This is a genomic window from Tsuneonella amylolytica (assembly GCF_003626915.1).
GTDB classification, from domain to species: domain Bacteria; phylum Pseudomonadota; class Alphaproteobacteria; order Sphingomonadales; family Sphingomonadaceae; genus Tsuneonella; species Tsuneonella amylolytica.
This window is the reverse complement of sequence record NZ_CP032570.1, coordinates 1,269,917-1,294,308: the sequence shown is the minus strand read 5'-3', so window position 1 is coordinate 1,294,308 and position 24,392 is coordinate 1,269,917. Positions and strand designations below refer to the sequence as shown.

The 24,392-nt window shown below is 68.3% G+C and carries 28 protein-coding genes; 6 read left to right on the top strand and 22 right to left on the bottom strand.

Annotated elements, in window-relative coordinates; all coding sequences use genetic code 11:
* Positions 1–116: 116 nt before the first annotated feature.
* The 6 genes from D4766_RS06375 to D4766_RS06350 all read left to right on the top strand — a co-directional run bounded on the left by D4766_RS06375 (position 117) and on the right by D4766_RS06350 (position 6,100).
* Positions 117–1,307 (top strand): aspartate aminotransferase family protein, encoded by a 1,191-nt coding sequence (locus D4766_RS06375; protein WP_120716697.1) that lies wholly within the window; start codon positions 117–119, stop codon positions 1,305–1,307.
* Positions 1,304–2,236: an ornithine carbamoyltransferase gene (argF, locus tag D4766_RS06370; protein WP_120716696.1), complete on the top strand. Its 933-nt coding sequence runs from the start codon at positions 1,304–1,306 to the stop codon at positions 2,234–2,236. Before D4766_RS06375 ends, argF begins: the two co-directional genes overlap by 4 nt.
* A 30-nt stretch (positions 2,237–2,266) precedes the next feature.
* The gene (hslO, locus tag D4766_RS06365; protein ID WP_120716695.1) at positions 2,267–3,205 is read left to right on the top strand and encodes an Hsp33 family molecular chaperone HslO; all 939 of its coding nucleotides are present in this window, start codon (positions 2,267–2,269) and stop codon (positions 3,203–3,205) included.
* A 70-nt stretch (positions 3,206–3,275) separates the two neighbouring features.
* Positions 3,276–3,692 carry a DUF3617 domain-containing protein gene (locus D4766_RS06360; protein ID WP_234024917.1) on the top strand — a complete coding sequence of 139 codons (417 nt, stop codon included), beginning with the start codon at positions 3,276–3,278 and terminating at the stop codon, positions 3,690–3,692.
* 57 nt (positions 3,693–3,749) lie between these two features.
* On the top strand, positions 3,750–4,436 hold the full coding sequence (gene queC / locus D4766_RS06355; RefSeq protein WP_120716694.1) for a 7-cyano-7-deazaguanine synthase QueC: 687 nt from the start codon (positions 3,750–3,752) through the stop codon (positions 4,434–4,436).
* Positions 4,433–6,100 (top strand): MFS transporter, encoded by a 1,668-nt coding sequence (locus D4766_RS06350; protein ID WP_120716693.1) that lies wholly within the window; start codon positions 4,433–4,435, stop codon positions 6,098–6,100. Before queC ends, D4766_RS06350 begins: the two co-directional genes overlap by 4 nt.
* Here D4766_RS06350 and D4766_RS06345 read toward each other — a convergent pair.
* From D4766_RS06345 to D4766_RS06240, 22 genes are all read right to left on the bottom strand, one after another.
* The gene (locus tag D4766_RS06345) at positions 6,087–6,617 is read right to left on the bottom strand and encodes a superoxide dismutase family protein (protein ID WP_120716692.1); all 531 of its coding nucleotides are present in this window, start codon (positions 6,615–6,617) and stop codon (positions 6,087–6,089) included. The two genes, D4766_RS06350 and D4766_RS06345, sit on opposite strands and share 14 nt — an antisense overlap.
* 92 nt (positions 6,618–6,709) lie before the next feature.
* Positions 6,710–7,870: an OmpA family protein gene (locus D4766_RS06340; RefSeq protein ID WP_120716691.1), complete on the bottom strand. Its 1,161-nt coding sequence runs from the start codon at positions 7,868–7,870 to the stop codon at positions 6,710–6,712.
* A gap of 209 nt (positions 7,871–8,079) precedes the next feature.
* Complete coding sequence (locus D4766_RS06335; RefSeq protein ID WP_162935687.1) at positions 8,080–8,538, bottom strand: DUF2793 domain-containing protein; 459 nt, start codon at positions 8,536–8,538, stop codon at positions 8,080–8,082.
* A gap of 26 nt (positions 8,539–8,564) precedes the next feature.
* Positions 8,565–10,757, bottom strand: coding sequence for a GTA baseplate fiber-binding domain-containing protein (locus D4766_RS06330; RefSeq protein ID WP_120716689.1), 2,193 nt, complete (start codon positions 10,755–10,757; stop codon positions 8,565–8,567).
* Positions 10,758–11,126 carry a hypothetical protein gene (locus D4766_RS06325; protein WP_234024915.1) on the bottom strand — a complete coding sequence of 123 codons (369 nt, stop codon included), beginning with the start codon at positions 11,124–11,126 and terminating at the stop codon, positions 10,758–10,760. It abuts the gene before it with no gap.
* A gap of 46 nt (positions 11,127–11,172) precedes the next feature.
* The gene (locus D4766_RS06320; protein ID WP_120716688.1) at positions 11,173–11,991 is read right to left on the bottom strand and encodes a phage/gene transfer agent baseplate hub protein; all 819 of its coding nucleotides are present in this window, start codon (positions 11,989–11,991) and stop codon (positions 11,173–11,175) included.
* The gene (locus D4766_RS06315) at positions 11,988–14,315 is read right to left on the bottom strand and encodes a DUF2460 domain-containing protein (RefSeq protein ID WP_120716687.1); all 2,328 of its coding nucleotides are present in this window, start codon (positions 14,313–14,315) and stop codon (positions 11,988–11,990) included. Before D4766_RS06315 ends, D4766_RS06320 begins: the two co-directional genes overlap by 4 nt.
* A 3-nt stretch (positions 14,316–14,318) precedes the next feature.
* Positions 14,319–14,897, bottom strand: a complete 579-nt coding sequence (locus D4766_RS06310) for a tail tape measure protein (protein ID WP_120716686.1) — start codon at positions 14,895–14,897, stop codon at positions 14,319–14,321.
* Positions 14,884–15,102 carry a phage tail assembly chaperone gene (locus D4766_RS06305; protein WP_234024914.1) on the bottom strand — a complete coding sequence of 73 codons (219 nt, stop codon included), beginning with the start codon at positions 15,100–15,102 and terminating at the stop codon, positions 14,884–14,886. The genes D4766_RS06310 and D4766_RS06305 overlap by 14 nt, the downstream gene beginning before the upstream one ends.
* Entirely contained in the window at positions 15,099–15,416 is a 318-nt protein-coding gene (locus D4766_RS06300; protein WP_120716685.1) for a gene transfer agent family protein, read from the bottom strand. Before D4766_RS06300 ends, D4766_RS06305 begins: the two co-directional genes overlap by 4 nt.
* Entirely contained in the window at positions 15,413–15,820 is a 408-nt protein-coding gene (locus tag D4766_RS06295) for a phage major tail protein, TP901-1 family (RefSeq protein ID WP_120716684.1), read from the bottom strand. The genes D4766_RS06300 and D4766_RS06295 overlap by 4 nt, the downstream gene beginning before the upstream one ends.
* Complete coding sequence (gene gp17, locus D4766_RS06290) at positions 15,817–16,224, bottom strand: DUF3168 domain-containing protein (RefSeq protein WP_120716683.1); 408 nt, start codon at positions 16,222–16,224, stop codon at positions 15,817–15,819. The genes D4766_RS06295 and gp17 overlap by 4 nt, the downstream gene beginning before the upstream one ends.
* 272 nt (positions 16,225–16,496) lie before the next feature.
* On the bottom strand, positions 16,497–17,045 hold the full coding sequence (locus D4766_RS06280) for a head-tail connector protein (RefSeq protein WP_120716681.1): 549 nt from the start codon (positions 17,043–17,045) through the stop codon (positions 16,497–16,499).
* Between the two features lie 185 nt (positions 17,046–17,230).
* Complete coding sequence (locus tag D4766_RS06275; RefSeq protein WP_120716680.1) at positions 17,231–18,403, bottom strand: phage major capsid protein; 1,173 nt, start codon at positions 18,401–18,403, stop codon at positions 17,231–17,233.
* Between the two features lie 7 nt (positions 18,404–18,410).
* Positions 18,411–18,854, bottom strand: coding sequence for an HK97 family phage prohead protease (locus D4766_RS06270; protein WP_120716679.1), 444 nt, complete (start codon positions 18,852–18,854; stop codon positions 18,411–18,413).
* Positions 18,851–19,174 (bottom strand): DUF6127 family protein, encoded by a 324-nt coding sequence (locus D4766_RS06265; RefSeq protein ID WP_234024913.1) that lies wholly within the window; start codon positions 19,172–19,174, stop codon positions 18,851–18,853. Before D4766_RS06265 ends, D4766_RS06270 begins: the two co-directional genes overlap by 4 nt.
* A complete protein-coding gene (locus tag D4766_RS06260; protein ID WP_120716677.1) occupies positions 19,171–20,340 on the bottom strand; it encodes a phage portal protein in 1,170 nt (389 codons plus the stop codon). Before D4766_RS06260 ends, D4766_RS06265 begins: the two co-directional genes overlap by 4 nt.
* 23 nt (positions 20,341–20,363) lie before the next feature.
* The gene (locus tag D4766_RS06255; protein ID WP_120716676.1) at positions 20,364–21,716 is read right to left on the bottom strand and encodes a DNA-packaging protein; all 1,353 of its coding nucleotides are present in this window, start codon (positions 21,714–21,716) and stop codon (positions 20,364–20,366) included.
* Complete coding sequence (locus D4766_RS06250; RefSeq protein WP_162935686.1) at positions 21,706–22,371, bottom strand: hypothetical protein; 666 nt, start codon at positions 22,369–22,371, stop codon at positions 21,706–21,708. The genes D4766_RS06255 and D4766_RS06250 overlap by 11 nt, the downstream gene beginning before the upstream one ends.
* A gap of 970 nt (positions 22,372–23,341) precedes the next feature.
* On the bottom strand, positions 23,342–23,488 hold the full coding sequence (locus D4766_RS13775) for a hypothetical protein (RefSeq protein WP_162935685.1): 147 nt from the start codon (positions 23,486–23,488) through the stop codon (positions 23,342–23,344).
* Positions 23,469–23,738, bottom strand: coding sequence for a hypothetical protein (locus D4766_RS06245; RefSeq protein WP_120716674.1), 270 nt, complete (start codon positions 23,736–23,738; stop codon positions 23,469–23,471). The genes D4766_RS13775 and D4766_RS06245 overlap by 20 nt, the downstream gene beginning before the upstream one ends.
* Positions 23,739–24,317 carry a Panacea domain-containing protein gene (locus tag D4766_RS06240; protein ID WP_120716673.1) on the bottom strand — a complete coding sequence of 193 codons (579 nt, stop codon included), beginning with the start codon at positions 24,315–24,317 and terminating at the stop codon, positions 23,739–23,741.
* Between the last annotated feature and the right edge of the window lie 75 nt (positions 24,318–24,392).

Genomic DNA, 24,392 nt, shown 5'->3' with positions numbered 1-24,392 from the left:
CCGCCCGGCCCGGCCGGGCATTGCGGGGCAGATCAGACCAGCCGTACAATCCAGCATGGCGGCTCCTTCGGGAGCCGCCATTTGCTTTTAACCTTCCCAGACTCCCGAGGTTTCCCATGTCGATCACCCCCCTGATGCCCGTCTATCCCCGGTGCGGCGTGCGCCCCGTGCGCGGCGAGAACTGCCATCTCATCGATGAGGACGGCACCCGCTACCTCGACTTCGCGAGCGGCATCGCGGTCAACCTGCTCGGCCATAGCCACCCCGGGCTGATCGGGGCGATCCAGAACCAGGCCGCCACGCTGATGCACGTCAGCAACCTCTACGGCAGCCCACAGGGCGAGCGACTGGCGCAGCGGCTGGTCGACCTGACATTTGCGGATACGGTGTTCTTCACCAATTCCGGCGCTGAAGCGGTCGAGTGCGCGATCAAGGCGGCGCGCGCCTATCACCAGCACGTGGGCGACGATCACAAGCACGAGCTGATCACGTTTCGGAACGCCTTCCACGGGCGGACGATGGCCACCATCAGCGCGTCCAACCAGGAAAAGATGCACAAGGGCTTCATGCCCTTGCTCGGCGGGTTCAAGTACGCCGAGTTCGACGACCTCGAGAGCGCGAAGGCAATGATGGGCCGGAACACCGCGGGCTTCCTGGTCGAACCGATCCAGGGCGAAGGCGGCATCCGCCCGGCATCGGACGGGTTCATGAAAGGCCTGCGCCAGCTTGCCGACGATAACGACCTGATGCTCGTTCTCGACGAAGTGCAGTGCGGTGTCGCGCGCACCGGCAAGATGTATGCATACGAGCACTACGGCATCGAGCCCGACATCATGGCCACCGCCAAGGGCATCGGCGGCGGCTTCCCGCTCGGGGCCTGTCTCGCGACGGAGAAGGGCGCGCGCGGCATGGTCGTGGGCAGTCACGGATCGACCTACGGCGGCAACCCGCTGGCGATGGCGGCGGGCGAGGCGGTGCTCGACGCGGTCGGCAACGACGCCTTCCTCGCCGAAGTCGCCGCCAAGGGCGAGCGGCTGCGTGCCCGGCTCGAACAGTTCATCGGCAACTATCCCGACCTGTTCGACTGCGTCCGTGGCAAGGGACTGATGCTCGGCATCCGGATGAAGACCGAAAGCCGTCCGTTCTATGTCCACCTTCGCGACAATCACCGCCTGTTGACCGTGGCCGCCGGCGACAACACCTTGCGCATCCTGCCGCCGCTGGTCGCGGGCGATGCCGAGTTCGACGAATTCTTCGACAAGCTGTCGGCCGGCGCGGCGGACTTCGAACAGGCGCAGGCCGCATGAGCGCACCGCGCCGGTTTCTCGATCTCGCCGATGCGGGGCCCGATGCGCTGAAGGCGATGCTGGCCGATGCCCGGCGCCGCAAGGCCGCGCGGTCCGGCTGGCCCAAGGGCAAGCCCGATACCGACGCCCCCCTAGCGGGACATGTGCTCGCGATGATCTTCGAAAAGAGCTCGACGCGCACCCGGGTGAGCTTCGACATCGCGATGCGGCAGCTCGGCGGGTCGGCGCTGATCCTCGATTCGGGTACGTCGCAACTCGGCAGGGGCGAAAGCATCGCCGATACGGCCCGGGTGCTGAGCCGCATGGTCGACGGCATCATGATCCGCACCGACGATCACGCCAAGGCCGAGGACCTGGCACGGCATGCCTGTGTGCCGGTGATCAACGGTCTCACCGACCGATCGCACCCCTGCCAGATCGTCGCCGACCTCCTCACTATCGAAGAGCAGGGCAAGTCGCTCGCCGGGCTGGAACTTGCCTGGCTGGGCGACGGCAACAACGTGCTGCATTCGATCCTCGAGGCGGCGGGGCTGCTGGGGTTCAACGTCCGGATCGGGGGGCCCGAAGGCTACGACCCCCATGACGAATTCGTCGAACTGGCGCGTAAGGGCGGCTCGACCGTGACCGTCACTCGTGACGCGGCGGAGGCGGCGTCCGGGGCCGACATCGTGGTGACCGATACCTGGGTCTCGATGGGGCAGGTCCACGCGCAAGACAAGCTGGCGGCGATGGCGCCTTACCAGGTGGATGCGAAGCTGATGGCGCTGGCGAAGCCCGATGCGCGTTTCCTCCACTGTCTTCCCGCGCATGTAGGGGAGGAAGTGACCGAGGACGTGTTCGAAAGCGACCGGTCGGTGGTGTTCGACGAGGCGGAAAACCGGATCCGCGCACAGAAGTCGATCCTGCTGTGGTGCTTCGGCCTGTTGTGACTTGAGCGACAGCGCCCATATCGGGCGGCGATGACCGACACACCCGAACAGGCGGAGACATTCGCCGGCCAGCTTCTCGCCTTTTCGATCCCTTCGCACCACGCGCGGGGGCGTGCCGTGCGGCTGGACCGCGTGCTCGACGAAATCCTTTCGGCCCACGCCTATCCACCGGCGATCACGCACCTTCTCGCCGAAGCGCTGGTGCTGACCGCGCTGCTGGGCGGTCTGCTGAAGGATGACGAAGGCCAGCTGACCATGCAGGCGCAGACCGAAGGCGGCGTGGTGCGGTTGCTCGTGTGCGACTGGCGGGCGGGGGAACTGCGCGGTTATGTCGATTTCGACCGCGAACGGCTGGCGGCATTGGGCGCCAATCCGTCGCTATTCGCGCTGTTCGGCAAGGGCTATCTCGCTGTGACGTTCGACCTGCCCCAGGGCGAGGGCGGCCGTTACCAAGGCATCGTGCCTCTGGAAGGCGAATCGCTCGCACAGGCGTGCGAAAGCTATTTCGAACAATCCGAACAGGTGCCGACCCTCATCCGTGTGGCGGTTCGCTCGGGAGGCGCGGGCACCGTCGCCGCGGGCATGCTGGTCCAGCATCTCGCCGAAAGCGAGGAGGGGCGGGAACGGCTCCATGTGCGCATGGACCATCCCGAATGGGAACACGTTGCGGTGTTGGCGGGCAGCGTCCGGCACGACGAACTTCTCGATCCCGACCTGTCGCTGGAGGGGGTCGTCTGGCGCCTCTTCCACGAGGAGGACGAGGTTCGTGTTCAGCCGGGTGCCACCGCCTCGCGCGGCTGTCGCTGTTCCGTCGAGCACTATGCGTCGGTCCTGTCTCGCTTTCCGGCCGAAGAGCGCGCGGCGATGCGCGACGACGAAGGAATAATCCTCGTCGATTGCGCGTTCTGCTCGCGCAAATTCCCGATCAGGGACGATTTCGAACCGGAAACCGGACGAGGAACCGATTAAAGGCGAAGCGATTTTGTGCTAGTCGTGCCGCCGGACATGGTCGCGGGAGAGCACGTTCGGAGTTCAAACGATGCTATCGAAGACCCGGACCGGGCTGCGCCTGATCGGTGCGGTTGGCGGTCTCTTTCTCGCCGGACTGATCGCGCCCGCGGCGGCGCAGGGTCCCGCCCTCACCATGCTGTCCGGCCTCGACAAGGGGCAGTGGGAACTCCGCTATCGCGACGGCGCACCGGCTAGCCGTATCTGCGTTCGCACCGGGCGGGAACTGCTGCAGATCAAGCATGGCGCATCGGGCTGCAACCGTTTCGTCGTGGAGGACGCCCCCGGTTCGGTCACCGTCCAGTACACCTGCCGGGGAAACGGCTACGGGCGCACCAGCATCCGCCGCGAAACGAAGTCGCTCGTGCAGGTCGATAGCCAGGGAATTGCGGGCGGGACGCCGTTCGAATTTTCCGCCGAAGCGCGCAAGATCGGTCCCTGCCGCTGATCGCTTGCGCACGGTCCGCGGTTGCCGGACGGGCGGCTTGGTCCTAGCGCGGCGGCAATGACGTCCCAATCTCCCATCGCGGTGGTCCTGCTGTCGGGCGGGCTCGATTCCATGGTGTCCGCCGCCATCGCCCGCGAGCGCGGCTTCGTCCTCAACGCCCTCACGATCGACTACGGCCAGCGCCACAGGCGCGAACTGGAATCGGCGCGGACGATCGCCCGCGAGCTGGGCGCCCACCGGCACGTCGAACTTCCTCTGGACTTGCGGCAATTCGGCGGTTCGGCCCTGACGGACGATATCGCCGTGCCCAAGGACGGTGTGGGGGACGATATTCCCGTCACCTACGTGCCCGCGCGCAATCTCGTGTTTCTGGCGCTGACCACGGCTTTTGCGGAGAGCGCGGGCGCGCGCGACATCTTCATCGGCGTCAATGCGCTCGATTATTCGGGTTACCCCGACTGCCGGCCCGAATTCATCGCAAGCTTTGCCGAAACCGCGCGCCTTGGCACGAAGGCGGGTGTGGAGGGGGCGCCGTTCGCGATACACGCGCCGCTCCAGCACATGACCAAGGCCGACATCGCGCGCGAGGCCGCGCGGCTGGGCCTCGATACGGGCTGGAGTTGGTCCTGCTACGACCCGGCGCCGGATGGCAAAGCCTGCGGCGAATGCGACAGCTGCCGCTTGCGCCGAAAGGGCTTCGCGGAGGCCGGGTTGCAGGATAGGGTGCCATACGCCGGCGGATGACCGGCGGGGACCATGGGAGAGGGAATTTGAGCGAAGCGAACGACGCTGCCGACGCTGTCTTGCCGGCGGCCGACGCGAAGGTTCCCGCCTACAGCTGGTATGCGCTCTTCGTGCTCGTGCTGGTCTACGTGCTCAACTTCATCGACCGGCAGATCCTTTCGATCCTCGCCAACGACATCAAGGCCGATCTCGGTGTCGACGATGCGTACCTCGGTTTCCTCTACGGGACGGCGTTTGCGATCTTCTACGCGCTGTTCGGCATCCCGCTGGGCAAACTGGCAGACAGCTGGAAGCGCGTGCGTCTCATGAGTATCGGCCTGTCGCTGTGGTCGGTCATGACTGCCGTGTCGGGTTTCGCGAAGAACGGCGCAATGCTCACCGGGGCGCGGATCGGCGTGGGCATCGGCGAGGCGACCGCGAGCCCGTCGGCCTATTCCCTCATCTCCGACTGGTTTCCCGCCCGCCTGCGCGCCACCGCGCTCGCGATCTATTCGTCGGGCCTATATTTCGGAGGGGGCATATCTCTGCTGATCGGCGGACTGATCAAGGATGGATGGAACGAGGCCTATCCCGGCGGCGGGCCGTTCGGCCTCGTCGGCTGGCAGGCCGCGTTCGTGGCGGTGGGGCTTCCGGGGCTGTTCCTGGCAGCGTGGGTTCTCACTCTGCGCGAGCCGGTCCGCGGTGCGATCGACGGCATGCCGACGCCGGAGGACCCGAAGCCATTTCGCGGGTTCTTCGACGAATTACTGCAGATCATTCCCCCGCTCACCGTCCTAGGTGCCCTGCGCCGCGGGCCGGCGGCGCTGGCGCTCAATCTCGGCGGTGCGGCTTTCTTTGCCGGGCTCGCGCTGCTCATGAATCACTTCGTGTATGCTGGGCCGGGCATGATCATTCCGGCGGTGTCCGACCAGTGGACGCTTCTCGGCATCGGTTACTACGCCGTGTTCAGCTGGGCGAGCGCGCTCTGGTCGCGCGACAAGCCGACCTTTCGCCTCACGTGGGGGTCGCCGGCCTTCCTCGCGACGATCCTGGGTTATGGCACGGTGTCCTTCGTGTCCTACGCCGGTTCGTTCTTCTCGGCGCCATACGGAGAGCGACGTTTCGACATCGATGCCGCAGAGATCGGCTTCCTGCTCGGCGCGCCGGCGGCGGTCGCCGGTTTCCTCGGCGTCATCCTGGGTGGGCGCATCGCCGACTGGCTGTTCGAACGTACGCCGGCCGGCCGGATTTACGTCATTATCTTCGGTTTGCTGACGCCGGTGCCGGTCTACTGGATCACCTTCACGACCGATAGTCAGCCGGTCTTCTACATCTTCGCGGCGCTCGGAAATCTGCTGGCCGCCAGCGCTCTCGGCGCGGCGGCCGCGACCAGCCAGTCGCTCGTGCTGCCCCGCATGCGCGGGGTTGCCACGGCCACATTCTTCCTTGCGACAACTCTTTACGGGCTCGCGCTCGGCCCGTTTCTCGCCGGATGGATTTCGGCGGGGTATCAAGGCGCTGCCGAGCAAGGACAGGGCATCTCGCTCGGCGTGCGCTCGATCATGTGGGCGATACCGTTTGGGCTCGCTTGCCTGATCGCAGCTATCAGACTGGTGCCCCGTGCGATGGCGACCATGGTCGCCCGCGCCAAGGACGCGGGCGAGGACAGCCTTACGCCGGCTTGACGACCCCGCACGCGATCCGCGCGCCCGAATTGCCGGAGGGGTCGGTCACATAATCGTCCGGTGCAGCGTGGACGACGATCGCGGTGCCATCGGCATCGAATAGCCAGCTGCGAACCTGATCGGGGGTGCCCATCAGGTCGGCGGTGAGCGTGCCGCTGCCGCCGGAACCGATCACGATGTTGGGCAGGTCGCCTTCGTGCTTGCCGCCGGGCGCGGCCGAACCGTGCTTCCGATCAAGTGGGTTGAGATGCCCGGCGGCCGACGTGAAGTCGGGTGCAGCGCAGGCCCCCGTCGTATGCAGGTGAATACCGTGCGTACCGGGCGCGATGCCCGTAAGCGCGACCGCGACCGTGGCTGTGTTGCCGACCTGAGCGAACTGCGCCGTTCCGACCGGCTGGCCGTTCGGGAGCGAAATGGTTGCCGATCCGATGCGCCGGTCGGGCAAGTCCGCCATCGTGGTGCACCCGGCCAGGGCGAAGGCCAGCAAGGCGGCGGAAGTGGGAAGGCGAGGGGACATGGCAGATCTCCGTTTTGGATAGGTTCGATCTACCAACGAAAAAGGGGCCGGATTTCTCCAGCCCCCAATCCGTTTTTCGACTGACGTCGAAATTACATGCCCGAACCCGGACCGTAGGTGATTTCCACCCGGCGGTTCTGGAGTTCGCGAACGCCGTCCGCAGTCGGAACGCGCGGCTGCGATTCGCCGAACGCTTCCGTCGAGATGCGGGTGTCCGCCACGCCGCGGGCGGTCATGTACGAACGCACCGCATCGGCACGACGCTGCGACAGGCCGACGTTGTACTGGCTCGAACCCGAGCGGTCCGCGTGGCCGGCCAGCATGACCGCGGCGCTGCCGCAGTTGGCGTAGGCCGATACGGCGCTGTTGAGAATCGTTGCGGCTTCCGGAGTGATGTCCGAACGGTCCCATTCGAAGAACACGATGTACGGGCCGGTGTTGCAGGCGACCGGCTGCGGAGCCGGAGCGACCGGCGGCGGCGGCGGCGGAGCGACCGGGCGGGCCGGGCAAACGGCGTCCATCGGAAGCTGCGTGCCGTCCCAGCAGGTCTGCAGCGGAGCAGGCGCGCCACCGAAGTTGAAGCCGATGGTGCCGAGCAGCGAGTGCGACTTCCACTCGGTCTGGACCGAGCGGCCGTTCGAGCCGACGAAGTTCAGCTGTTCGGTGTTGAAGTAGCGATACTTCAGGCCGACGTCGATCGTGTCGGTGAGCGGAGCGCGAACGCCAGCCAGCGCCTGCCAGGCGAAGCCGCTGTCCGAATCGTCGACGAAGCCCGGGCCGCTGGTGACGGCGCTGAAGCCGTTCAGCTTGGTGCGGGCGACGCCGACACCGGTGCCGACGAAGCCCTGGATGCCGTCGTCGTCGCCGAAGTCGGCGAGGGCGTTGACCATGAAGCTCAGGACGCTGGAGTCGCCGTCGAGGGCGTACTGCGCGGCGGGGAGCGTGAGCGCACCGTTGTTGCCCGAGATCAGGCCGCCGTTGTTGACGATCAGCGCGCTGGCGTCGGCCGCACGGTAGCTGCCTTCCGCTTCGAGGCGGATGAAGCCGAAGTCGTAGCCGACGAGGCCACCGAAGTCGTAACCGGTCTTGCTGTCGAGCGTGGCGGCGTTCGAGACGTTGCTGATGTCGAAGTCGAGATCTTCGACGATCATCGGGCCGCCGTCGAGTTCGACGTACCACGCACCGTCGCGGGCGAGAGCAGGCGACGCAATAGCCGTAGAGGCCATCGCCAAGCCAATGACGAGATTCCGCATTATATAATTCCCCTTTTTAGCGAATTTAGAGCCATCGAGCGGCCCGATTTCTAACTTTTCCTCATTACAGAGGCAAGCAGGCTTTCGACCAAAACTGTTGCACAGAAACATCGTTTTGCCGCGCAACACCTAAAAATCTTGCAGGAAAGCCCTCCTTGTGCGGCCCTAACGAGCCCGTCCATCCCGGGTTCCCGCTTCGGTTCCCGGAATCAGTTTTGCGCGAAGAATCCGGCCTGCTGTAGCGCGAATACAACAGTTTCGATCGCTGCGCGCGCCTCGACGTCGACGACGCTCCCACCGGTCGGGAGTGCCGGGGTAGCGGGTCGTTGCCAGCCGCCGATGTACGTCACCGTCTGGCCGGTCGAGCGATCATGCATCGTCATTCCGTCCGACGGGGCGGCGAAAAGCCAGGCGCCCGACTGCTTGCACGCGATCTGCCCGTCATGCCCCGCAAAATCGCCCAGCGCGCCGGTGGATATAAGCCAGCATTGCCCTTCGGCGACTCCCGCGGGTGGTTCGGCGCTCTCCCCCTCCACGACCGGATGCAGCAGCATGTCCGCGCGCGTGAGCGCGGCATTCACGAACGCTTCCTTCTGAATCTGCCCGGGAAACAGCAAGGGGAAGCCGAAGCGGGGGGTGGCGGCGGGATACGAAACGGGATCGGTCATCATCGCAGTTCCTTGATAGGAGAAGGTCATGGAAGGCGGGTGAGAAGCAGCGGGTCTGAAAGGCCGTACCGGCCGACCTGGCGCACCCACAGCGCACGACCGCCATGGGCGGCGCCAAGTGTGGCGGCTTCCGGTGCCGGTATCGAAAGCAATGGTACCGAAACCGACCACTCGGCGACCGGAGCATCGACAGGGCCCAGCCCCACGAGATAGGCTTCGGTCTCCTCGACCAGCGGCGCATCCACCGCGTCGGGCCAGTTCCACGCGCCCCGTGCTCGGCGAGTCCAGGCGAATTCCAGGCCTCCGCCGGCAAGCGTCGTTGAGCGCGGATGCACGGGCGCGGGCGGACGGCGACCGAGGCCGGGATTGGCGAGGACCGCATAGACGGGCTGGTCGTCGCCCTTTCCGATGGCCGCGATGGTCGACCCCGGATCGCTCCCGACCACTCCACGATCGAGCGCGACGATGGCGTCGTCGAGAAGAACCGCGAAGGTTCCTGCGGGATGTCCAGCACGCGCCGCCGACTCGGTCCCGCCGCGCCCGCGCAACAATCCGCGCAGTCTCCAGCGCCCGAGGCCGAGGTCGGCCGCTTCGGCGAACTGGACGACCTCGCCGCCGACCAGCAGACGATTCGCGCCCATCGTCAGAGCCGCGAGGGTCGCCGGGACAAACCCTTCCGACGGCGCAGTCAGTTCGACTTCGATTTGTGCATCCGGCTCGAACAGGATTGCGTGCGACACATCGAGCGGAGCGGACAGTGTCGCCATCGTCGCGCGTTCGCGCCCGGTGCCGCCAATGGGCAGGAGTTCGCCCGCCCGGTCGACGAACAGCGCCGCGCCGCTCCACGCGCCGCCGCCGCTCGCCGCGGCGAACAACGTGGGCGAATCGGGCTCCGTGTCGGCCGGCGGTGCCTCGAAAAAGGCGAGGACAGTGGGTCCGGTCCCGACATCGGCCGGCGCAGGGAGCGCGCCGGCAGTGCCGGCGGGGGCGGAGAGCGTGCGGGGATTGCGGCGGACGAGTTCCAGTTCGACGCCGCGGGCGCGCCACTCCCACCCCTCGATGCGCCAGATGCCCGGGCGGCCGGGCACCCGCACATCGCGCCCCGGCGCGAGCGCGGGATCGAGTTCGGCGATGCGGTAGGACAAGGCATCGCGCCGCCATCCGCTGCGCCGTGCGGCCTCGTCGGCCAGTGCGCGCGCGTCGTCGGCGGCCAAGGCACCCGGAAACTCGATGGTGGCGGTCCGTCCCGGCGCAGTGCGTCCGGCCGGTCGCTGCACGCCGGGCTGGTAGTCGCGGGCGACATCGTAATATCGCAGCGCCTCGGGCCGTTCCCGGTCGGCATCGCCGCGTACCTCACGCGCGCCATCGTCCGCGGCTGTTCCCGTATCGTCGTCCTCGTCCCACCCCAGTCCGGGCGGCGGGAGCATCGGCACGTCGCCGGGGATCGAAGCCTCCGTTCCGATCGTCAGGCATTCGCCGCCCGCATCGCAGGCGAGCGGATACAGCGCGTCGAGTGATGCGAGCGTCGAGACCAGCGGCCCGCCTTCGTTGGCGAACCCCGCCAATCCGCCGAGCGTGCCTTCGCCGGCGACGAGGCCCCCGAGCGGTGCCACCAGCGCCGCGATATCGACTGGTTGCTCGTCGGCCAGGACCTCGAATGTCAGCGCCGGGATGCGGTTGCCGAACTCCTCCAGCGCAAGGTCCTCGAACACGACATAGGCGCAGCCGCGAAAGGCCGGGCACGCTTCGCCTTCGGCTGCGGCGATCAGGGGGTCGGGCCGCTGGTCGCCGTGCCCCGTATGGATGCGCATCGAGCCCGCCACCTTGAGGTCGCCGGCCGCGCCCCGCAGCAGGTTGCCGTCGGCCCAGATGCGCCCGATGAACGCGATAGGCCGGCTGGAGAGAGCCACCGCGAACGATGTGGTGTAGGAATAGCTGCTGGTCGACGGCTGCCCCTTCCGGCCGCCGCTGGTCGACTTGTGTTCGGCAAGGTCGGTCGCCCACACGATCGTGCCGGCCGCGCGCATCCGGCCGTGAAGGCGCGCGATGGGCTGGCCGTAGCTCGATGTGGTGACGCTGAGTTCCCTCAGCCGCGGGCCTTCGCGCTTGCTGCCGCCGACGATGGCGCCATCGATCGAACGACCGGCGATCGCGCCGATCGCGCCCCCGATGGGACCGCCGACCATCGTGCCGACCGCGGTGAGGAGGAGCGTGGCCATCTAGCGGGTTTCCTTTGCTGCGAGCCGCCACCGGCGCTCGACGGGCCACGGCAGCGGCCCCGGCTGGATCACCACGCGGCGCAACCCCGCATGGGCATGGACATAGCGCTCGCCGGACAAGGCGACGAGAAGGTGGTGCTGGGCGGGCCCGGGGCGCACCAGGAGGATGTCGCCCACCGCGTCTTCACCTGACGCATCGGCGAGGCCGGCCGCCCCGGCCAGTTCGAGCAGCGCGCCGACCGAGCGATTGCGCAGGCCATAGCCGTGCGGAACGTGCGGACGCGTACCGCAGGCGGCGAACGCGGCGGCGACCACCCCCACGCAGTCGAGGCCCGTCGCCGGATCGCGGCCGTGCAGGCGGAAGGGCACGCCGACCAGTGCGGCAGCCGCATCGGCGAGGCGCGCGCCCGTCAGGTCAGGAACTGGGATACCGCGCCAACAGGTCGTTGCCGGGCAGGAACGGCTCGCCCCGGAAGTTCGCCGCGTTGGCGAAGCGCGCCGTGCAGGTGGCGATGGTATGGTCGCAGCCTTCGCGCAGGATCGCCCGCGTGCCGGCCATGAGGTTGTCAGACAGCTCGGCATCGAGAACGAGGCCGCCGGTCTCGTCGGCTTCGGCGATGTCCATCGCCATCCCTGCGTATGGCCCGTCGAGCCATCGCAGGCTGCCGGACACGAAGGAAGCGCCGTCGCCGGCCTGGTCGAACCGCACGCGCGCCGCGTCGGGTTCGGCCGAAACCAGCGTCGCCGTATGGGTGAAACGGCTCGCCGACAATCCGCATTCGGGGCCGCAGAACGCCGCCCGGCAGGTCGGGCTGGTGCGCGGCACAGGATTGATCTCGAGCGCGGCCTTGGCGGATGCGAGTCCGGCGGTGAAGGCGCCGCCGCTCCGCGCGACCGCGCCGATCGTCCCGTTGTAGAGCACGGCGTGGTCCAGCGTTTCCCAGTCGACCGCGCCGACTTCCACCCGCGCGCCGTCGAAGCGGCCCGCTGCCAAGTCTTCACCATCGATCGCATCGTGGGCAAGCGCGCCTTCCATCTCGGCGCTGTCGCCATCCAGACCGGCGGTCCGGCGGATCGCGCTCGGCAGCATGCCGGGGGCCGCGCGGTGCACGATCCCGCCGAAGGCGAGGTCGCGGTCGTGCCCGGTAAAGCCCAGCGTCGTGCCGTCGCGGCGGTAGATGCGCCAGAACGTCGCCACGCCCTCGAGTTCGGTGGCGAGGAACACCCGGCTCACAGCGGCAACCCGGGCGTTTCGCGGATTTCGACGAGCGGGACCGAAGGGGCTTCGCCGGCAGCGAAGGTCGCGCCGCTCACGTCGAGGCGATCCTCGGCGAAGCGCACCGGGACGTCGAACAGGAACCCGGCGCGCACGACGGCCCCGTCGGCGGGCGTGGTTGCGAGACGCATGATCCCGCCCGGCTCGAGCGCGAAGGCGCTCGTTTCCTCGCCGTCCACGCTCACGCGCACGGTTTCGGCGCGCGGCCGGGTGATCGGGCGAACCTGCGGCTCCGGACCGGGACCATAGCGCTTGGCGAGCTGGAAGGCGGCGGACAGGCCGTCGCCGACGCCGACGAACTGGTCGGTCGGGGTGGGCGCGCCCGTCATCCCGTTCGAACTGTGATCGAACGGATCGGACAGGCGGAACCCGCGCGCGGGACCCCGCCGTGCGCGGAAGAAGGCGATCAACGTTCCCAGCTCGGCCTCCGAACGCACGCCCGGGCCCACGTCGAACCGCAGGCGCGCATCGCTCCACAGCGAATTGCGGCGCTCGTGCCCTGACGCCGTTACCGCCACGCTGGTCGAGAATTCCGGGCTCACCCCGGCATCGCGGCCCAGCGCCAGCGGATAGAGCACATCGTCGAAGGGCTGCACGTCAGTCTCCTTGGTGGGGGCGAGGCGGGTGTAGCCGTCGCGGGCGATCTGCGGCGCGGCGCACACGAACGCACGGCCGACGCGCCGGTCGTAAAGCGCGTGGTCGATCGCGGCGTCGATCCGCGGCCAGAACGCCGCGGCATCGGCGGCATCGAGCACGAACCCGGCGAGGTAGTCCTGCTGAGAACGGGCGTAACCGAACCGTGCATCGACATATTGCAGCGCCCGGTGGCGCAGCGCCTCGGCCCCGCCTGTCAACCAGTCGTAGTCTTCGAGCTGCAACCGGTCGAACGCCGGGCTTTCCCACTCCCACGGCAGGTTGAGCGTCTGGAGAGCGGGAGACCCGGTATCGAGGACGGTCGGCATGAACAGCAGCAGCATGACCTCCGCGCCCCCACCCGCTGCCGCGCGCACAGCGTCACGCAGGGCGAGGGTGGCCCCGCCCAGTTGGCGCGCGGCCCTTGCCAAGGAGTCCTGCTGCGAAGGCGTGAGCTCGGCACGCACGTTCTTCACCTGGTCGGTCTCGCCATCCAGTCCGGTCCGCATTGCATCGTCGTAGATGCAGGGTGCGCCGCGCGTATCGATCCACCACCACGGTTCGCCGATCTGGAACCGGACGGGCAGGCCCTGTTCCCGCATCAGCGCGACGAACCGCGTGGCCACCGCCTGCAGCCAGGCCCTCGCCTGCGGGTTCGCGGGCGACAGCAGCGCCGAGGGCGGATCCCAGCCGGTCCGGCCGGGCGCCCCGTCCCATGCGCGCTGCTGCCAGTCGTCGGGGCAGTGCCGGGCCAGAAGCTCGAAGCTCAGCGAAACGATCGGCTCGAATCCCGATCGCACGCATTCGGCGAAGAAGCTGCGATGCCATGCGGCCGCGGGGGCGCATAGCGTGCCGTCCGTCAGCGCCAGTCCGTCCGCGCCGAGGCGGAAGAAATGACTCATCCCGACGTAGTGAACCAGCGCGCCGCGATAGCCCAAAGCCTGCGCCATGCGGATCAGACGCGCGGGCGTCTGGTCGAATGCGTCGTCGTAGGCGGTTGCGATGCCGACCCCGTGCGGGGGTACGAGCACGTCGCCGATCTCGAGCATCGCGCGATCCCCGTCGCAGACGATGTCGGTGAGTTCGGCCCACCCGTCGGCGCGCGCGGCCAGCGGTGCGGTGCCGCCGGGAACGTAGCCGGGCGGCACGAGGCTGATGAACATCCGGTCGATGTCGGCCGGATGCACCGCCTCTCCGGGCAGCACGAACCCGCTTTCCAATGTCGAGAACGGCAGGTCGACGACCGCGTCCTCGGGCGTACCGACGGCGTAGTTCCACAGGCGGACGTACCAGGCCCGGGCCATGCCCGCCGCATCGCGCCCCTCGATGGTGAGCGTGGGTCCGTTCACCGCGTCGAGCGGCACGATCCCACCCGATCGCCAGCGGAAGCGCAGGGTCGTGCGCGAATAGTCGCGGTCGATCGCATAGGCGGCGAGCGGATGGTCGAGCCGGTCCTCGCTTGCCCAGATCAGTCCGGCAAGCTCGCCCGAGTTGTGGAACTCGCAGTCCACCCGCAACGAATCCGGACCGGTGGTGACCACCGACGCCATCATCGGGCGCGGGAAGTTCACGGTCCAGAACCGCGGGTCGAACCGCTGGATCCAGTCCGATTCCTGCCCGCGCCGCTCTTTCGCCAGCCAGAATGCCATCGCTCAGAACTCCACGAGTGAACGCCGCACGGCGCTCGCCACCTGCCGGCTCGACCGGCGGAGTGCGATCGGGGCGGGGGCGCCGCGCGGGGCGGCAAGGCTGATCGATACGCGCACGTCGCGTGCGGCGCGGACCGGCCCGGCCTCGACGCGCCCCGCGCTCGTGGGGACGAACAGCTCCGGACCTCGCTCGCCGACGAGGAAGGGGCGCCCGGGGCTGACCGGCCCGCCGGTCGCGCGCCCGGGCAAGCCGAGAAGGCCCCCGAGCAGGCTGCCGATCCCCCCACCGATTCCGCCGCCGGCCCCGCCCCCTCCGCCGCCGCCGAACAACTTGTCGAGACCCGAGTGGAGGGCCTGGTTCGCGATCTGGTCGATGACCGACAGCCCTACGCGCTTCAAATCCTCGAACCCCAGGCTGCCGCTGCGGATTGCCGAGAGCAGGCCGCGTTCGAGCACGCCGCCGGCCTTTTCGAAGCCGTCGACGAGCGTGCCGTCGAAGGTCGCGCGCATCGCGGCGATGTCCCGGCCGAAGCCCTGCGTACTCGCGCGGACTTCCACCAGCAGTTCGTCAACCGTGTCCATCGGGCCCTCCTCCGGAATCCATTTCCATCAGTCGTGCAAGGTCGGCGCGGCCGAGCGGGGGCGGCGGCGCGGCGGGATCGGCGAGGCAGGCGGCAAGCTCCGCCGGGGTCGCCGACCAGAACTCGCCCGGTCGCCAGCCCAACGCCCGGGCGGCGAGCGCCGAGAGCGTCAGGGCCGCTGCGCCGAAGATATCGGTCCCGCTCACCCCGGGCCCGTCGCGGTCCGGCCCTGGAGGATCGCGCCGAGGAGCGCGCGCAGCGGCCGGGCGCAGGCGGCAAGGCCGGCCTCCGCCACCGCCTCGCCGATCGCTTCGCGCGGCGTGCCCCCCGGGTCTTCGAGGCAGTGCCAGAACAAAGCGGCCATCTCGGACAGGCGCAGCCGGCCCTCACCCGCGCGCTCGACGAGAGCGAACAGCGGGCCCAGTTCCTCTTCCGCCGCGACCAGCGCTGCGAACGTGGGACGCAAGGTGCGCGCCGTCCCGCCCACGACCAGCGCGGCCTCGCCCCGGTGCGGATTCATGCGGGCAGGACCGCGCCGCTGCTTTCCAGCTGCAGCGTGTAGGTCCGCTCCCCGTTGAAATCGCCGGCATAGTCGAGCCGCTGGACGAGGAAACGCCCACGCATTCGCTCGCCGTCTTCGAACGACAGTTCGTAGTCGGCGATCGTCCCGCCGAGCGCGTGGCCGCGCACCGCGGCTTCCGCCTCGCTGCCGAGGAAGATGCCGCTCGCGGATACCGAGACCGAACGCGTTCCCGCGCCCGACAACAGTTCGCGCCAGCCGCCGCTGTCCTTGTGGGTGATGACGACGGTATCGCCGTTGATCGACATCTGCGTTGTGCGCAGCCCGGCGACGGTGGCGTAGGCGGGCGGCTGGCTGCCGTCGCCGATCTTGAGCAGGAAGGCGGCGCCTGTCTGGGCGGTCATGGCTGGTTCTCCGTTTGGGGTTCGAGGCAGCGGAAACGGTATTCCATCAGCGTTGCGCGGGCGTTCGCCGGGCGCCGTTCGGTGCGCGCGCGCAGGAATGCGATCGAGGCGATCTCGAAGCCTTCCTGCGCGCGTGGCAGCGCCTCGATCCGTCTGTCGAGCGCGCTGACGAGAGGGGCATCGGCGCGCGGGTCGTCCGCGCGGCTATTGAGTTCGATGGCGATACGGATCTCGCGGCCCCGCCGATCCTTGACGGACCAGTCGGCGCTCGCGCTGGCGACGATGGCGAGCCAGGGCGGCGTGGCCCGCGGGGGCACCTCCTCCTCGATGGCGGTCAGCGCGTCGAGCGGGGCCGGCGCAGCGCGCAGCCAGTCGAGCAGCGCGGGGCGCAGCAGGTCTTCCATCAATTGTCTCCGTTTTTCGTCTTGCCTCAAGCGCCGGCGGCCGCATCCACGGCCTCGGCTTCCGGCCTAACCGGCCAACGCGCGTTCGCGCTTGCGGCCCGCCGCGGCGGCGCCGGACCGTCAGAACAGTGGCCAGAGAAGGCGCGCCTTGCGCCACCGTAAGGGCGAGCGGCCTAGGGCCAGCGCCTCCGCCCGCGCTTGCCCGAGCGCCTTGGCCTTGGCGGCGAGGCTCGCGGCGAAGGGCTGCGGGGCGGGGCGGGTCTTCGCGCCGATCACAGCCGCATCCGCCGCCACGGGCGCCACAGCGCCGCGACCGCGGCGGGCGGCGCGGCATCGCTGCCGCCGTCGCGGTCCCGCCAGTGATGCGCGGCCAGCCGGACGATGCCGTGCCGCACCGCGCCGGGCAGCAATTCCCACGCCGGGGCGAGACCGGCGGTGAGGCGCACCGCCACGCGGCCCGCGCTGCCCTGGGAGGTCACCCGGACACGGCCGGTGCCGTCCGCCTCGATGTCGGCTTCGTAGGCGTCCGCCGCCAGCGCGAACCGCGCGCCCTCGGCGGCAATGCCGTCCAGCCCCACGATCGCGATCACCGGCTTGGAAGACAGCGCGCGCCAGTCGGCGGTGGCGGGCAGCACTTCCTCGATCCCGCAGGCAAGCGGCACCGATCCGGTGAACGCCTCGCAGGTCTCGAGCGCCGCGCGCAGCAAGGCCACAAGCATTGCATCGTCGCCGACGGCACCGGTCCGGATGCCCAGCCACTGTTTCAGTTCGTCGAGAGCGGCGCCCGGCATTTCCGCGGGCGCAACAATGGTCCGCTGCATGCGGCGTCTCCGATCTCGTCAGGAAAAGAAAGGCCCGCGCCGGAGAAGGGGTACTCCGACGCGGGCATGATCCTCAGACCGGGCTTCCGACCAGGAAGCCCGCAAGGCCGAACGGCCGTCGGCCGGTTAGGCCGGAAGCCAAGGAGCGCGGACGCGCTCCGCCCGGCGTCTGAGGGCGCGACAAACTACGCCTCGATGCGCAGCAGCTTGATCGCCGCGCTGTCGAGTACCTGGCCGCCGACGCGCTTGGTCGCGTAGAAGTGGACGAACGGCTTGTGCGTGAAGGGATCGCGCAGGATGCTCGTGGCGGAACGTTCCGCGATCAGGTAGCCGGCGCGGAAGTTGCCGAAGGCGATCGGGAACGCGCCGTTGGTGGCATCGGGCATGTCTTCGGCCTCGACGACCGGATAGCCGAGCAGGCGGTCGGGCTGCCCGTCCACGAGGCCCGGCTGCCACAGGAACGCGCCGTCGGCGGTCTTGAGCTTGCGGACCTCGGCCAGCGTCGCCGAATTCATCACCCAGCTCGCGCCCTGGCGATGCCCGGCGCGCAGTGTATGGACGAGGTCGATCAGCCGCGCCTCCGGCTCGGCGCCGAAGCCCGCGTCGTCGCCGGTGCCGACGTACTGCACCGTGCCGAAGGGCCGTGTGCCGTCACCGATCGCGGAGACCGGCGAGCTCAGGAACCCCTTCGGCATGTTCGCGCCGCTGCCGTGTACGAACGCCGCGCCCTCGGCCCGGGCGAACTCCATCGCGATCTCGCTCGCCAGCCAGCTTTCGAGGTCGAAGGCCGCATCATCGAGCATCGCCTGGCTTGCCGCTGGGTTGGCGTAGAGTTCGCCCGAAGGCGGCGCGATCTCGGCGAAGGACGGCGCATCCGTTTCGGGCCGGCCGGCGGTCTCGCTCACCCAGCCCGAGGCGGTGCCGCCGGTGCTGACGAGCTTGCGGTACCCGCTGCTGCCGGTCTGGACGACCTGCGCGATGCTGCGGATCGGGCTGATCTCGGTCAGCTCGCGGGCGATCATCGCGTCGATCTCGCGCGGGACGGCATAGCCGCCGTCGGCGGGGACGACGGTATTGAGAGATTTGAGCTCGGTCGTCCGGCCGGCGCGGAGGTAACCGTCGACGAAGCCCTTCACTTCGGGGCTGGCGGTCTCGGTGCCGATGACGGGTCGCTGGGCCGCGCGGCCGACCCGGTCGAGGCGGCTCTTCACCTCGTCCATGTCGGTGCGCAGCGCCTTGATCTCGGTCTCGGCAGCGTCCTGGCGGGCGACGATGTCGAAACTCTGGCCGAGTGGATCGGCAAGGGGTCCGGCCGCCGACACGGTCTGTGCGGCGGGCGAGGAAACGAGGATATCCATGGGCAGTCTACCTTTCTTGGGGGGTACTGTTCGGGGCGTGGTCGGGAACGAGGAGATGAACCCGCGCACCGTGCTGGAGCGGGTGGGTAACGAGGCTGACCTCGACGAGGTCGACGTCCTGCAGGCTGCGACCGCCCGGCGAATGGCGGGCGGCGCGGGTGCGGAAGCCGAAGCTCAGGCCGTTCACCGCATTGGCACGCAGCATGGCACCGGCGCGGCCATCGGGGTTATCGATCGTCGCAACCACCCGCAGGCCGCGGCGATCCTCCGCGGCGTGTTCGATCCAGCCGATCCGCTGGTCGGGCCGGTGCTGCCAGAACAGCGGGATGGGGTCCCGGCGCTCCGCCAGCGTGCGCGCGAAGGCGCCGGGCAGGATGGTGTCGCGGGCGGCGTCGGCCACTCCGAACAGCGCGGCGTAACCGGCGAAGCGCAAGGCCGGCTGGGCGCTCATTTCAACAGTTCCGGCACGCCGAGGCGCATCGCGATCCCGACCAGCAGCAGCGCCAGGAATCCGCGCGTCACCCACTCGACTGCCGCCTTCCATGCGCTCGCCTTGGCGTCGCGCCATGCTTTCAAAAGCTCGCGCAGTTCGTCGATGTCGTCCTGCGCGCGCGCATCGGCGAGGCCCAGGCGGTCGAGCACGCGCATCGCGGCCACCTCGCTCGATTCCTCGACGATCGCGCGCAGGGTCACGAGGTCGCTTCCCTCGCTTGCCGCCTGCGCGATCAGCCGCGCGAGCATGTCTTCCCTCATGGCCGACTGGGGCGTCATCGTTCGTCTCCGATGTTGAGGATGCGGCGCTTCTCCGCGACCGAGAGGAATTCGGCCGCCGAAACCTGCGCCCACAGTTTCTCGCGATCTTCCGCGAGGGCGGGGATACGGTCGAGGTCGACGGCCAGCCGGGCGCCTCCGCTTTCGCGCGCGAACCACGGCGAGAGCCCTTCCGAAATCGCACCCAGAATCTTGCCCGCCAGCGGCAGCAGCGTGAGCCGCCACAGCGCGCGGTTCGCTTCGCGGTAGTTGGCGTACGTCGCGTCGCCCGGCAGCCCGAGCAGCATTGGCGGCACCCCGAAGGCGAGCGCGATGTCGCGCGCGGCGGCTGCCTTCAGCGCGGCGAAGTCCATGTCCGCTGGGGTCATCGCCATCGACTGCCACTTCAGGCCGCCTTCCAGCAGCATCGGGCGCCCGGCATTGCCCGCCCCGGCGTAGGCTCCGGCGAGTTCGGCCTTCAGCCGGTCGAACTGGTCGGGGCTCAGGACCGCCCCGTCGCCGGGGTCGAACACCAGCGCGCCCGATGGCCGCGCCGCGTTCTCCAGAAGCGCGCGGTTCCATGCGCTGGCCGCGTTGTGGATCGCCACGGCCTGTTCCGCCGCGGCGAGGCAGCCCGCTCCGTAATGGTCGTCGGCCGGATGAAAGCCCTTGATGTGGACGAGGTTGGGCCAGCCGTCCTCGTCCTCCAGCGGGATCGTCAGGCTGCGATCGGCGAGCTTGTAGACGAAGGCGACCGGCCACCCGTCGGGCCCGGCCACCACGCTGATCCGCTCGGGCCGCAGCGCGAACAGCTCCACCGGGCGGCCCGCCGCGTCCTTCATCACCTGGACGAAGGCGTTGCCGTGCAGCACGAGCTGGCAGCTAAGCGTCTCGAGCAGCGATTGCCCGGCGCTCGTCGCCTCGACCAGCGCGGCGAGCGCGGGGTCGCACGGCAGCAGGGGCGCCGAACCGACCCCCTCGGCCACCAGCCGCACGCTCCGCTGCGCCACCGGATTGTCGAGAAACGCGGCGCGCACCGACCGGGCGTATTCGAACGGCGGCGGCCCGCCTTCGAACGCGGTCGCACCCAGGCCGGCCCACGGAGAGACGAAGCCGCGGCTGATCGGCACGCGAGCGGGCTCGCCCCCGCCCTTGAAGGCGGAGGCAAGACTGTCGAGAAACGACATGGACTATCCTTTCGATTCGATTCCTAGAGGGCCGAAACCCGCGGTCCCGCCTTCTTGCCGAGCATCAGTTCGGTCAACGCCCAGACCAGCGCGTCGGCGCGGTCGGGGGAGCGGCCGGGGCCTTCGTAGCGGCCTGCGGCCATCAGCCCGCACATCTCGTCTTCCAGCTTGCCGAACAGCCCCGTGTGGCGGACCTTGCCCGCTTCGTAGAGCGCGGCGACCGGCTCGGCGCGGGCGGCCTTGCCCTTGCTTGCGTGCACCAGTGTCACCGGCAGCACCGCGTCGGCGGCGCGCAGCACGCTCTTGACCATGCTGCCGCCCTGGTTCGCCTCGGCGATCACGCGATCGGCGTCCCATGCCTCGGCCGCCCCGGCGACGGCGCGGGCCCAGCGTTCGGGGCTCGCCTTTTCGACGCTCGCATCGGCCAGCACCACGGCGGTGCCGTCGTCGAGCAGCGCGGCGACCACGATACCGCAGGCATCGCCGCCTCCCCCGGCCGGCGGGTCGACGCCGACGACGGTGCGTACCCGCAGCGCGGCGGGAAAGCCCTCGCGGCAGCGGTCGAGCAGCGTGCGGTTCCACAGCGCGCCCTCGACCTCGTCGAGCATCTCGCCGTCGAGTTCCTGCCGCCCCAATGCGATGTTGCCGAACTGGTCGAGCATCGATTCGTAGTAGCTGGCGGGCAATGCACCGGCGTTGTCGAGGGTGCGGCCCCGCGCCAGGATCACACCGCGGCCCTCGGCTTCCCGCAGGAGCCGCGCCATCAGCGGCACGTTGCGCGGGGTGCTGGTGGCGAGCACGCGCGGATGATCGCCAAGGCGCATGCCCAGCTGCAGGTTGTCCCACGCATTCATCGCGCGGTTGCCGGCGTTCTCCCACTTGGCGATCTCGTCGCACCAGGCATGGCTGTGCTGCGGTCCGCGCAGGGCCTCGGGCTCGGCGGCCGAATAGAGGAACGCCTGCGCGCCGTTGGGCCAGGTCAGCCGCCGCAGCGACGGTTCGAAATCGGGCGGAAGCGCACCGGGCGCGGCCGCGAGGATGCCGCTTTCGCCTTCCACCATCACGCTGCGCGCTTCGGGCAGGCTCGCCCCGACGAGTGCGATCCGCGCATCGGGGTCGGCCCGCGCCACGCCGCGCACCCATTCGGCGCCCGCACGGGTCTTGCCGAACCCGCGGCCGGCGCAGATCAGCCAGACCCGCCAGTCGCCTTCGGGCGCGAGCTGTTCGTCGCGGCCCCACACCTCCCAGTGCCACGTGCCGAGCGCGTCGATTTCGTGCGGGCTCAACTCGCGCGCCAGAATGCGGCGCAGTTCGGCCCCTTCGGCGTCGGAGCGGCGGAACCAGGCGCCCCGGCTGGGTGCGCGCCTAGCCTTCATCGCGCACCACAATCACGCCCTTGGCCGCGGCATTGCGGGCGAGGGCGGCTTCCTCCTTCTCGCGCATCTTGTCGATGCGGGCGTTGATCGCCTCGATCGTGACGATCTCGTCCGACAGCTTGCGCCGGCCTTTCTCCCGGGCGACCGTCTCGCGGTGGGCGGCGATGCAGCGGAACGCGGCCGACACGTCGAACTTGCGCCGTTTGCCCTCGGCGTCGACATCCTCGAGCCGGCCGGTTCGCAACCGTTCGAGCAGGTCCATCTCAAGGCGGTCGTATCCTTCGGCGAGCGCGTCGGTCCAGCGCTGGGCGAACGTCGGGTCGTCACGGCGGCGGTCGTAGACGCTCGCCGTAGAAAGCTGGGCATCGGCCGCGGCGGCCGAGACGTTGGATGTTTCGGCCAGCCGGGCGAGGAATATCTCCAGTTTCTTGTCCTTCGAGATCGTCCGCGGCGCATCGCCGATGGATTTCTTGCGCGGGGACTGAAGGGCAAGCGCGACCTCGGCTGCGAAGCGTGCATCGACCTTCTGGCGCTTCTGGGCCGTCGTCCGGGCGATGCCGGCCACGCGCGCGGCGTCGGTCTGCGTCTCGCCCGCTCCCAGCGCCGCGAGGAACGCCTGTTCCCACGGCCGCGGCGCGCACGTCCCTTTCGTCATGTCGCTGTTCCCCGTCCCGTCAGGCCCCATCGCGCAGGCGTGAAAAAGGGCGGCGACCCCGAAAGGCCCCGCCCGTCAGCCGCCGAGGCGGCGAATCACACTATCGCGATGTTCCGTTCCTCTAGGCGATTGTGCAGTTTACAAACCCACTCGACAGCGGTTCTGAAATTGCTAAGGAAATTGGCGGCACGCTCGACTTGCGCGACTCGAATCGAGCGTGCCACCGCGGTTAAACTAGCCCCATTACGAAGCGCAGGGTGTAGTACCCGACCGGCGCGAGGGCCGCGAACAGCAGCATCGTGAACTCAAGCTCTGAACGATCGGGACGGCGCATATCGCCAGCTAGGCCGAATGGGGCGGTGTAGGAAAGTCGGGAGCGATTTGAGATCGCGGCCGTTCATGGGCGACTCAATCGCAAGGTGTCACACAAAATGGAAATACGCTGGCGCGTCTCCGCCTCATGCAAGGCGGAAGAGCGGGAGGTCGTGCTAACCGAAGCGCGTGCTACCGCCGACTTTATCGCAGATTGCTTCGTCGACCGCGGATGCACCGACGTTGAGATCGTCGAGCTTCCAGCTAGGCGGATTGAGGGCGTGTAGGAAAGGGTTGACGCGGGAATCCGACTCTGATTCAAGGGCCAACGGAAAGGCCGCCGAGGTTTCCCCCGGCGGCCCCCATTCAAGGCTTGAAGGTCAGAACGTTAGTTCTTGGGACCCTTCTTGCCCGTCTTGTAGGTCTCGACCACAGTCGTGCGAGGACTGCGGCGAGCCTGGCTCAGCGGAACAATGCGACCAGTGATCGCACTGCGGGCCCGCTGGTGAGTGCCCTTCTTCATCGGATTTCTCCTAGAAAAAGAACGGATGGGCCGTTCGCCCGAAGGCACCGCGTGTGCCTCCTGCCCACAAGGCTCGGCGGCACTACGGACTTTCGGCCCGTCTCTAGGATTCCGACTAACGGCTCGCTTGGCGAGTCATTTCTTTGATTTGTCCACAGGCGACGACTTCACCAGCTTCCCTAGCCGCTCCTTGAAGCGTTGTTCGTCGTCGTCGCATTCAAGCTCGCGCGCGGCTTCCTTGAATTTTTCGAGCTGCGTTTTCTCAGAAGGGGATGTCTTCATCTAGCCATTCCAGCACAACGTTTTTATCATCATCGATTGTGAAAACCACCGTCAGAGCGCCAAGCTTTCCGAGTATTGCGTCGGTTTTAGCGTAACGAAAGCTGGTCCAGTCATTCTCGACTTTCGGGAAACCATAGGGATTTCTCATCAAGCCATCGATGATGGGCGATAAAGCCTCATCGACAATCCGCGCGCCCCCGGCCCTTTTCACCTGACCGGTGAACTCATCTGCCCAAATGATATTCCGCATCTATTGAGTGCGCCAACCGCGCTTCCTCCCAATATCTAGAAATACGAGGCTATCGGCGGCACTCAATTTTTCATCCGACAAAAGTGATAGTTCGTAGGGCATCGGATCGCCGTTTTCGCGCGTTTCCCATGCCACTCCATGAGAATCCGCGCTGACGCCGCGTCCCGAATAAGACCAATATTGCTCGATCGCAGCATCGAGGTAAGAAAGATCATCGGCGCTGAAAAACCGTAGCGCAGGCTCAACCAACGCCACTGGACGTTTTTCCTCTAGATGGCCCTGCAAGCGCCTTGCAATTTTGATATAGCCGTCCCGCTCAAGGTCATTGAGAACCGGCAGCATCTCAACTGGAGCAGGGCCCTGCTGGAGGCGCTGGTATTGCCGGCCAGTGACCGGCACGCGCCTTGAGGCGAAAGCAGTGAAGTCCGCTTTCCAGAGTATCTTGTTCAGTTTGGTAAGGCCGAAAAACTCTGCGCCCTTGCACTTTTGCATGACATACAGGGCCGCTTCCCGAAGGCGCGATTGACCGCCGGGTAAATGAACCTTGTAGGTTAGTCTGGGCGCGCGGCTCTCGTCCATACGAACTCCTTCGGAGAATCTACGCTTCCCGAGAGCGTCTGGCTAGAGTCTGGCCAATCTTTTTAGCGCGCCGGG

Bases quoted from the DNA above. Each gene is read 5' to 3' on its own strand.
- D4766_RS06345 (WP_120716692.1), bottom strand. From the start codon at position 6,617: ATGTCCCCTCGCCTTCCCACTTCCGCCGCCTTGCTGGCCTTCGCCCTG.
- D4766_RS06335 (WP_162935687.1), bottom strand. From the start codon at position 8,538: ATGACCGATCCCGTTTCGTATCCCGCCGCCACCCCCCGCTTCGGCTTC.
- D4766_RS06275 (WP_120716680.1), bottom strand. From the start codon at position 18,403: ATGGATATCCTCGTTTCCTCGCCCGCCGCACAGACCGTGTCGGCGGCC.
- D4766_RS06360 (WP_234024917.1), top strand. From the start codon at position 3,276: ATGCTATCGAAGACCCGGACCGGGCTGCGCCTGATCGGTGCGGTTGGC.
- D4766_RS06270 (WP_120716679.1), bottom strand. From the start codon at position 18,854: ATGAGCGCCCAGCCGGCCTTGCGCTTCGCCGGTTACGCCGCGCTGTTC.
- D4766_RS06295 (WP_120716684.1), bottom strand. From the start codon at position 15,820: ATGACCGCCCAGACAGGCGCCGCCTTCCTGCTCAAGATCGGCGACGGC.
- D4766_RS06250 (WP_162935686.1), bottom strand. From the start codon at position 22,371: ATGACGAAAGGGACGTGCGCGCCGCGGCCGTGGGAACAGGCGTTCCTC.
- D4766_RS06255 (WP_120716676.1), bottom strand. From the start codon at position 21,716: ATGAAGGCTAGGCGCGCACCCAGCCGGGGCGCCTGGTTCCGCCGCTCC.
- D4766_RS06280 (WP_120716681.1), bottom strand. From the start codon at position 17,045: ATGCAGCGGACCATTGTTGCGCCCGCGGAAATGCCGGGCGCCGCTCTC.
- gp17 (WP_120716683.1), bottom strand. From the start codon at position 16,224: ATGGAAGACCTGCTGCGCCCCGCGCTGCTCGACTGGCTGCGCGCTGCG.
- D4766_RS06265 (WP_234024913.1), bottom strand. From the start codon at position 19,174: ATGACGCCCCAGTCGGCCATGAGGGAAGACATGCTCGCGCGGCTGATC.
- D4766_RS06330 (WP_120716689.1), bottom strand. From the start codon at position 10,757: ATGGCCACGCTCCTCCTCACCGCGGTCGGCACGATGGTCGGCGGTCCC.
- D4766_RS06310 (WP_120716686.1), bottom strand. From the start codon at position 14,897: ATGGACACGGTTGACGAACTGCTGGTGGAAGTCCGCGCGAGTACGCAG.
- hslO (WP_120716695.1), top strand. From the start codon at position 2,267: ATGACCGACACACCCGAACAGGCGGAGACATTCGCCGGCCAGCTTCTC.
- D4766_RS06350 (WP_120716693.1), top strand. From the start codon at position 4,433: ATGACCGGCGGGGACCATGGGAGAGGGAATTTGAGCGAAGCGAACGAC.
- D4766_RS06340 (WP_120716691.1), bottom strand. From the start codon at position 7,870: ATGCGGAATCTCGTCATTGGCTTGGCGATGGCCTCTACGGCTATTGCG.
- D4766_RS06315 (WP_120716687.1), bottom strand. From the start codon at position 14,315: ATGGCATTCTGGCTGGCGAAAGAGCGGCGCGGGCAGGAATCGGACTGG.
- D4766_RS06245 (WP_120716674.1), bottom strand. From the start codon at position 23,738: ATGCGGAATATCATTTGGGCAGATGAGTTCACCGGTCAGGTGAAAAGG.
- D4766_RS06375 (WP_120716697.1), top strand. From the start codon at position 117: ATGTCGATCACCCCCCTGATGCCCGTCTATCCCCGGTGCGGCGTGCGC.
- D4766_RS06240 (WP_120716673.1), bottom strand. From the start codon at position 24,317: ATGGACGAGAGCCGCGCGCCCAGACTAACCTACAAGGTTCATTTACCC.
- queC (WP_120716694.1), top strand. From the start codon at position 3,750: ATGACGTCCCAATCTCCCATCGCGGTGGTCCTGCTGTCGGGCGGGCTC.
- D4766_RS13775 (WP_162935685.1), bottom strand. From the start codon at position 23,488: ATGAAGACATCCCCTTCTGAGAAAACGCAGCTCGAAAAATTCAAGGAA.
- argF (WP_120716696.1), top strand. From the start codon at position 1,304: ATGAGCGCACCGCGCCGGTTTCTCGATCTCGCCGATGCGGGGCCCGAT.
- D4766_RS06260 (WP_120716677.1), bottom strand. From the start codon at position 20,340: ATGTCGTTTCTCGACAGTCTTGCCTCCGCCTTCAAGGGCGGGGGCGAG.
- D4766_RS06300 (WP_120716685.1), bottom strand. From the start codon at position 15,416: ATGAATCCGCACCGGGGCGAGGCCGCGCTGGTCGTGGGCGGGACGGCG.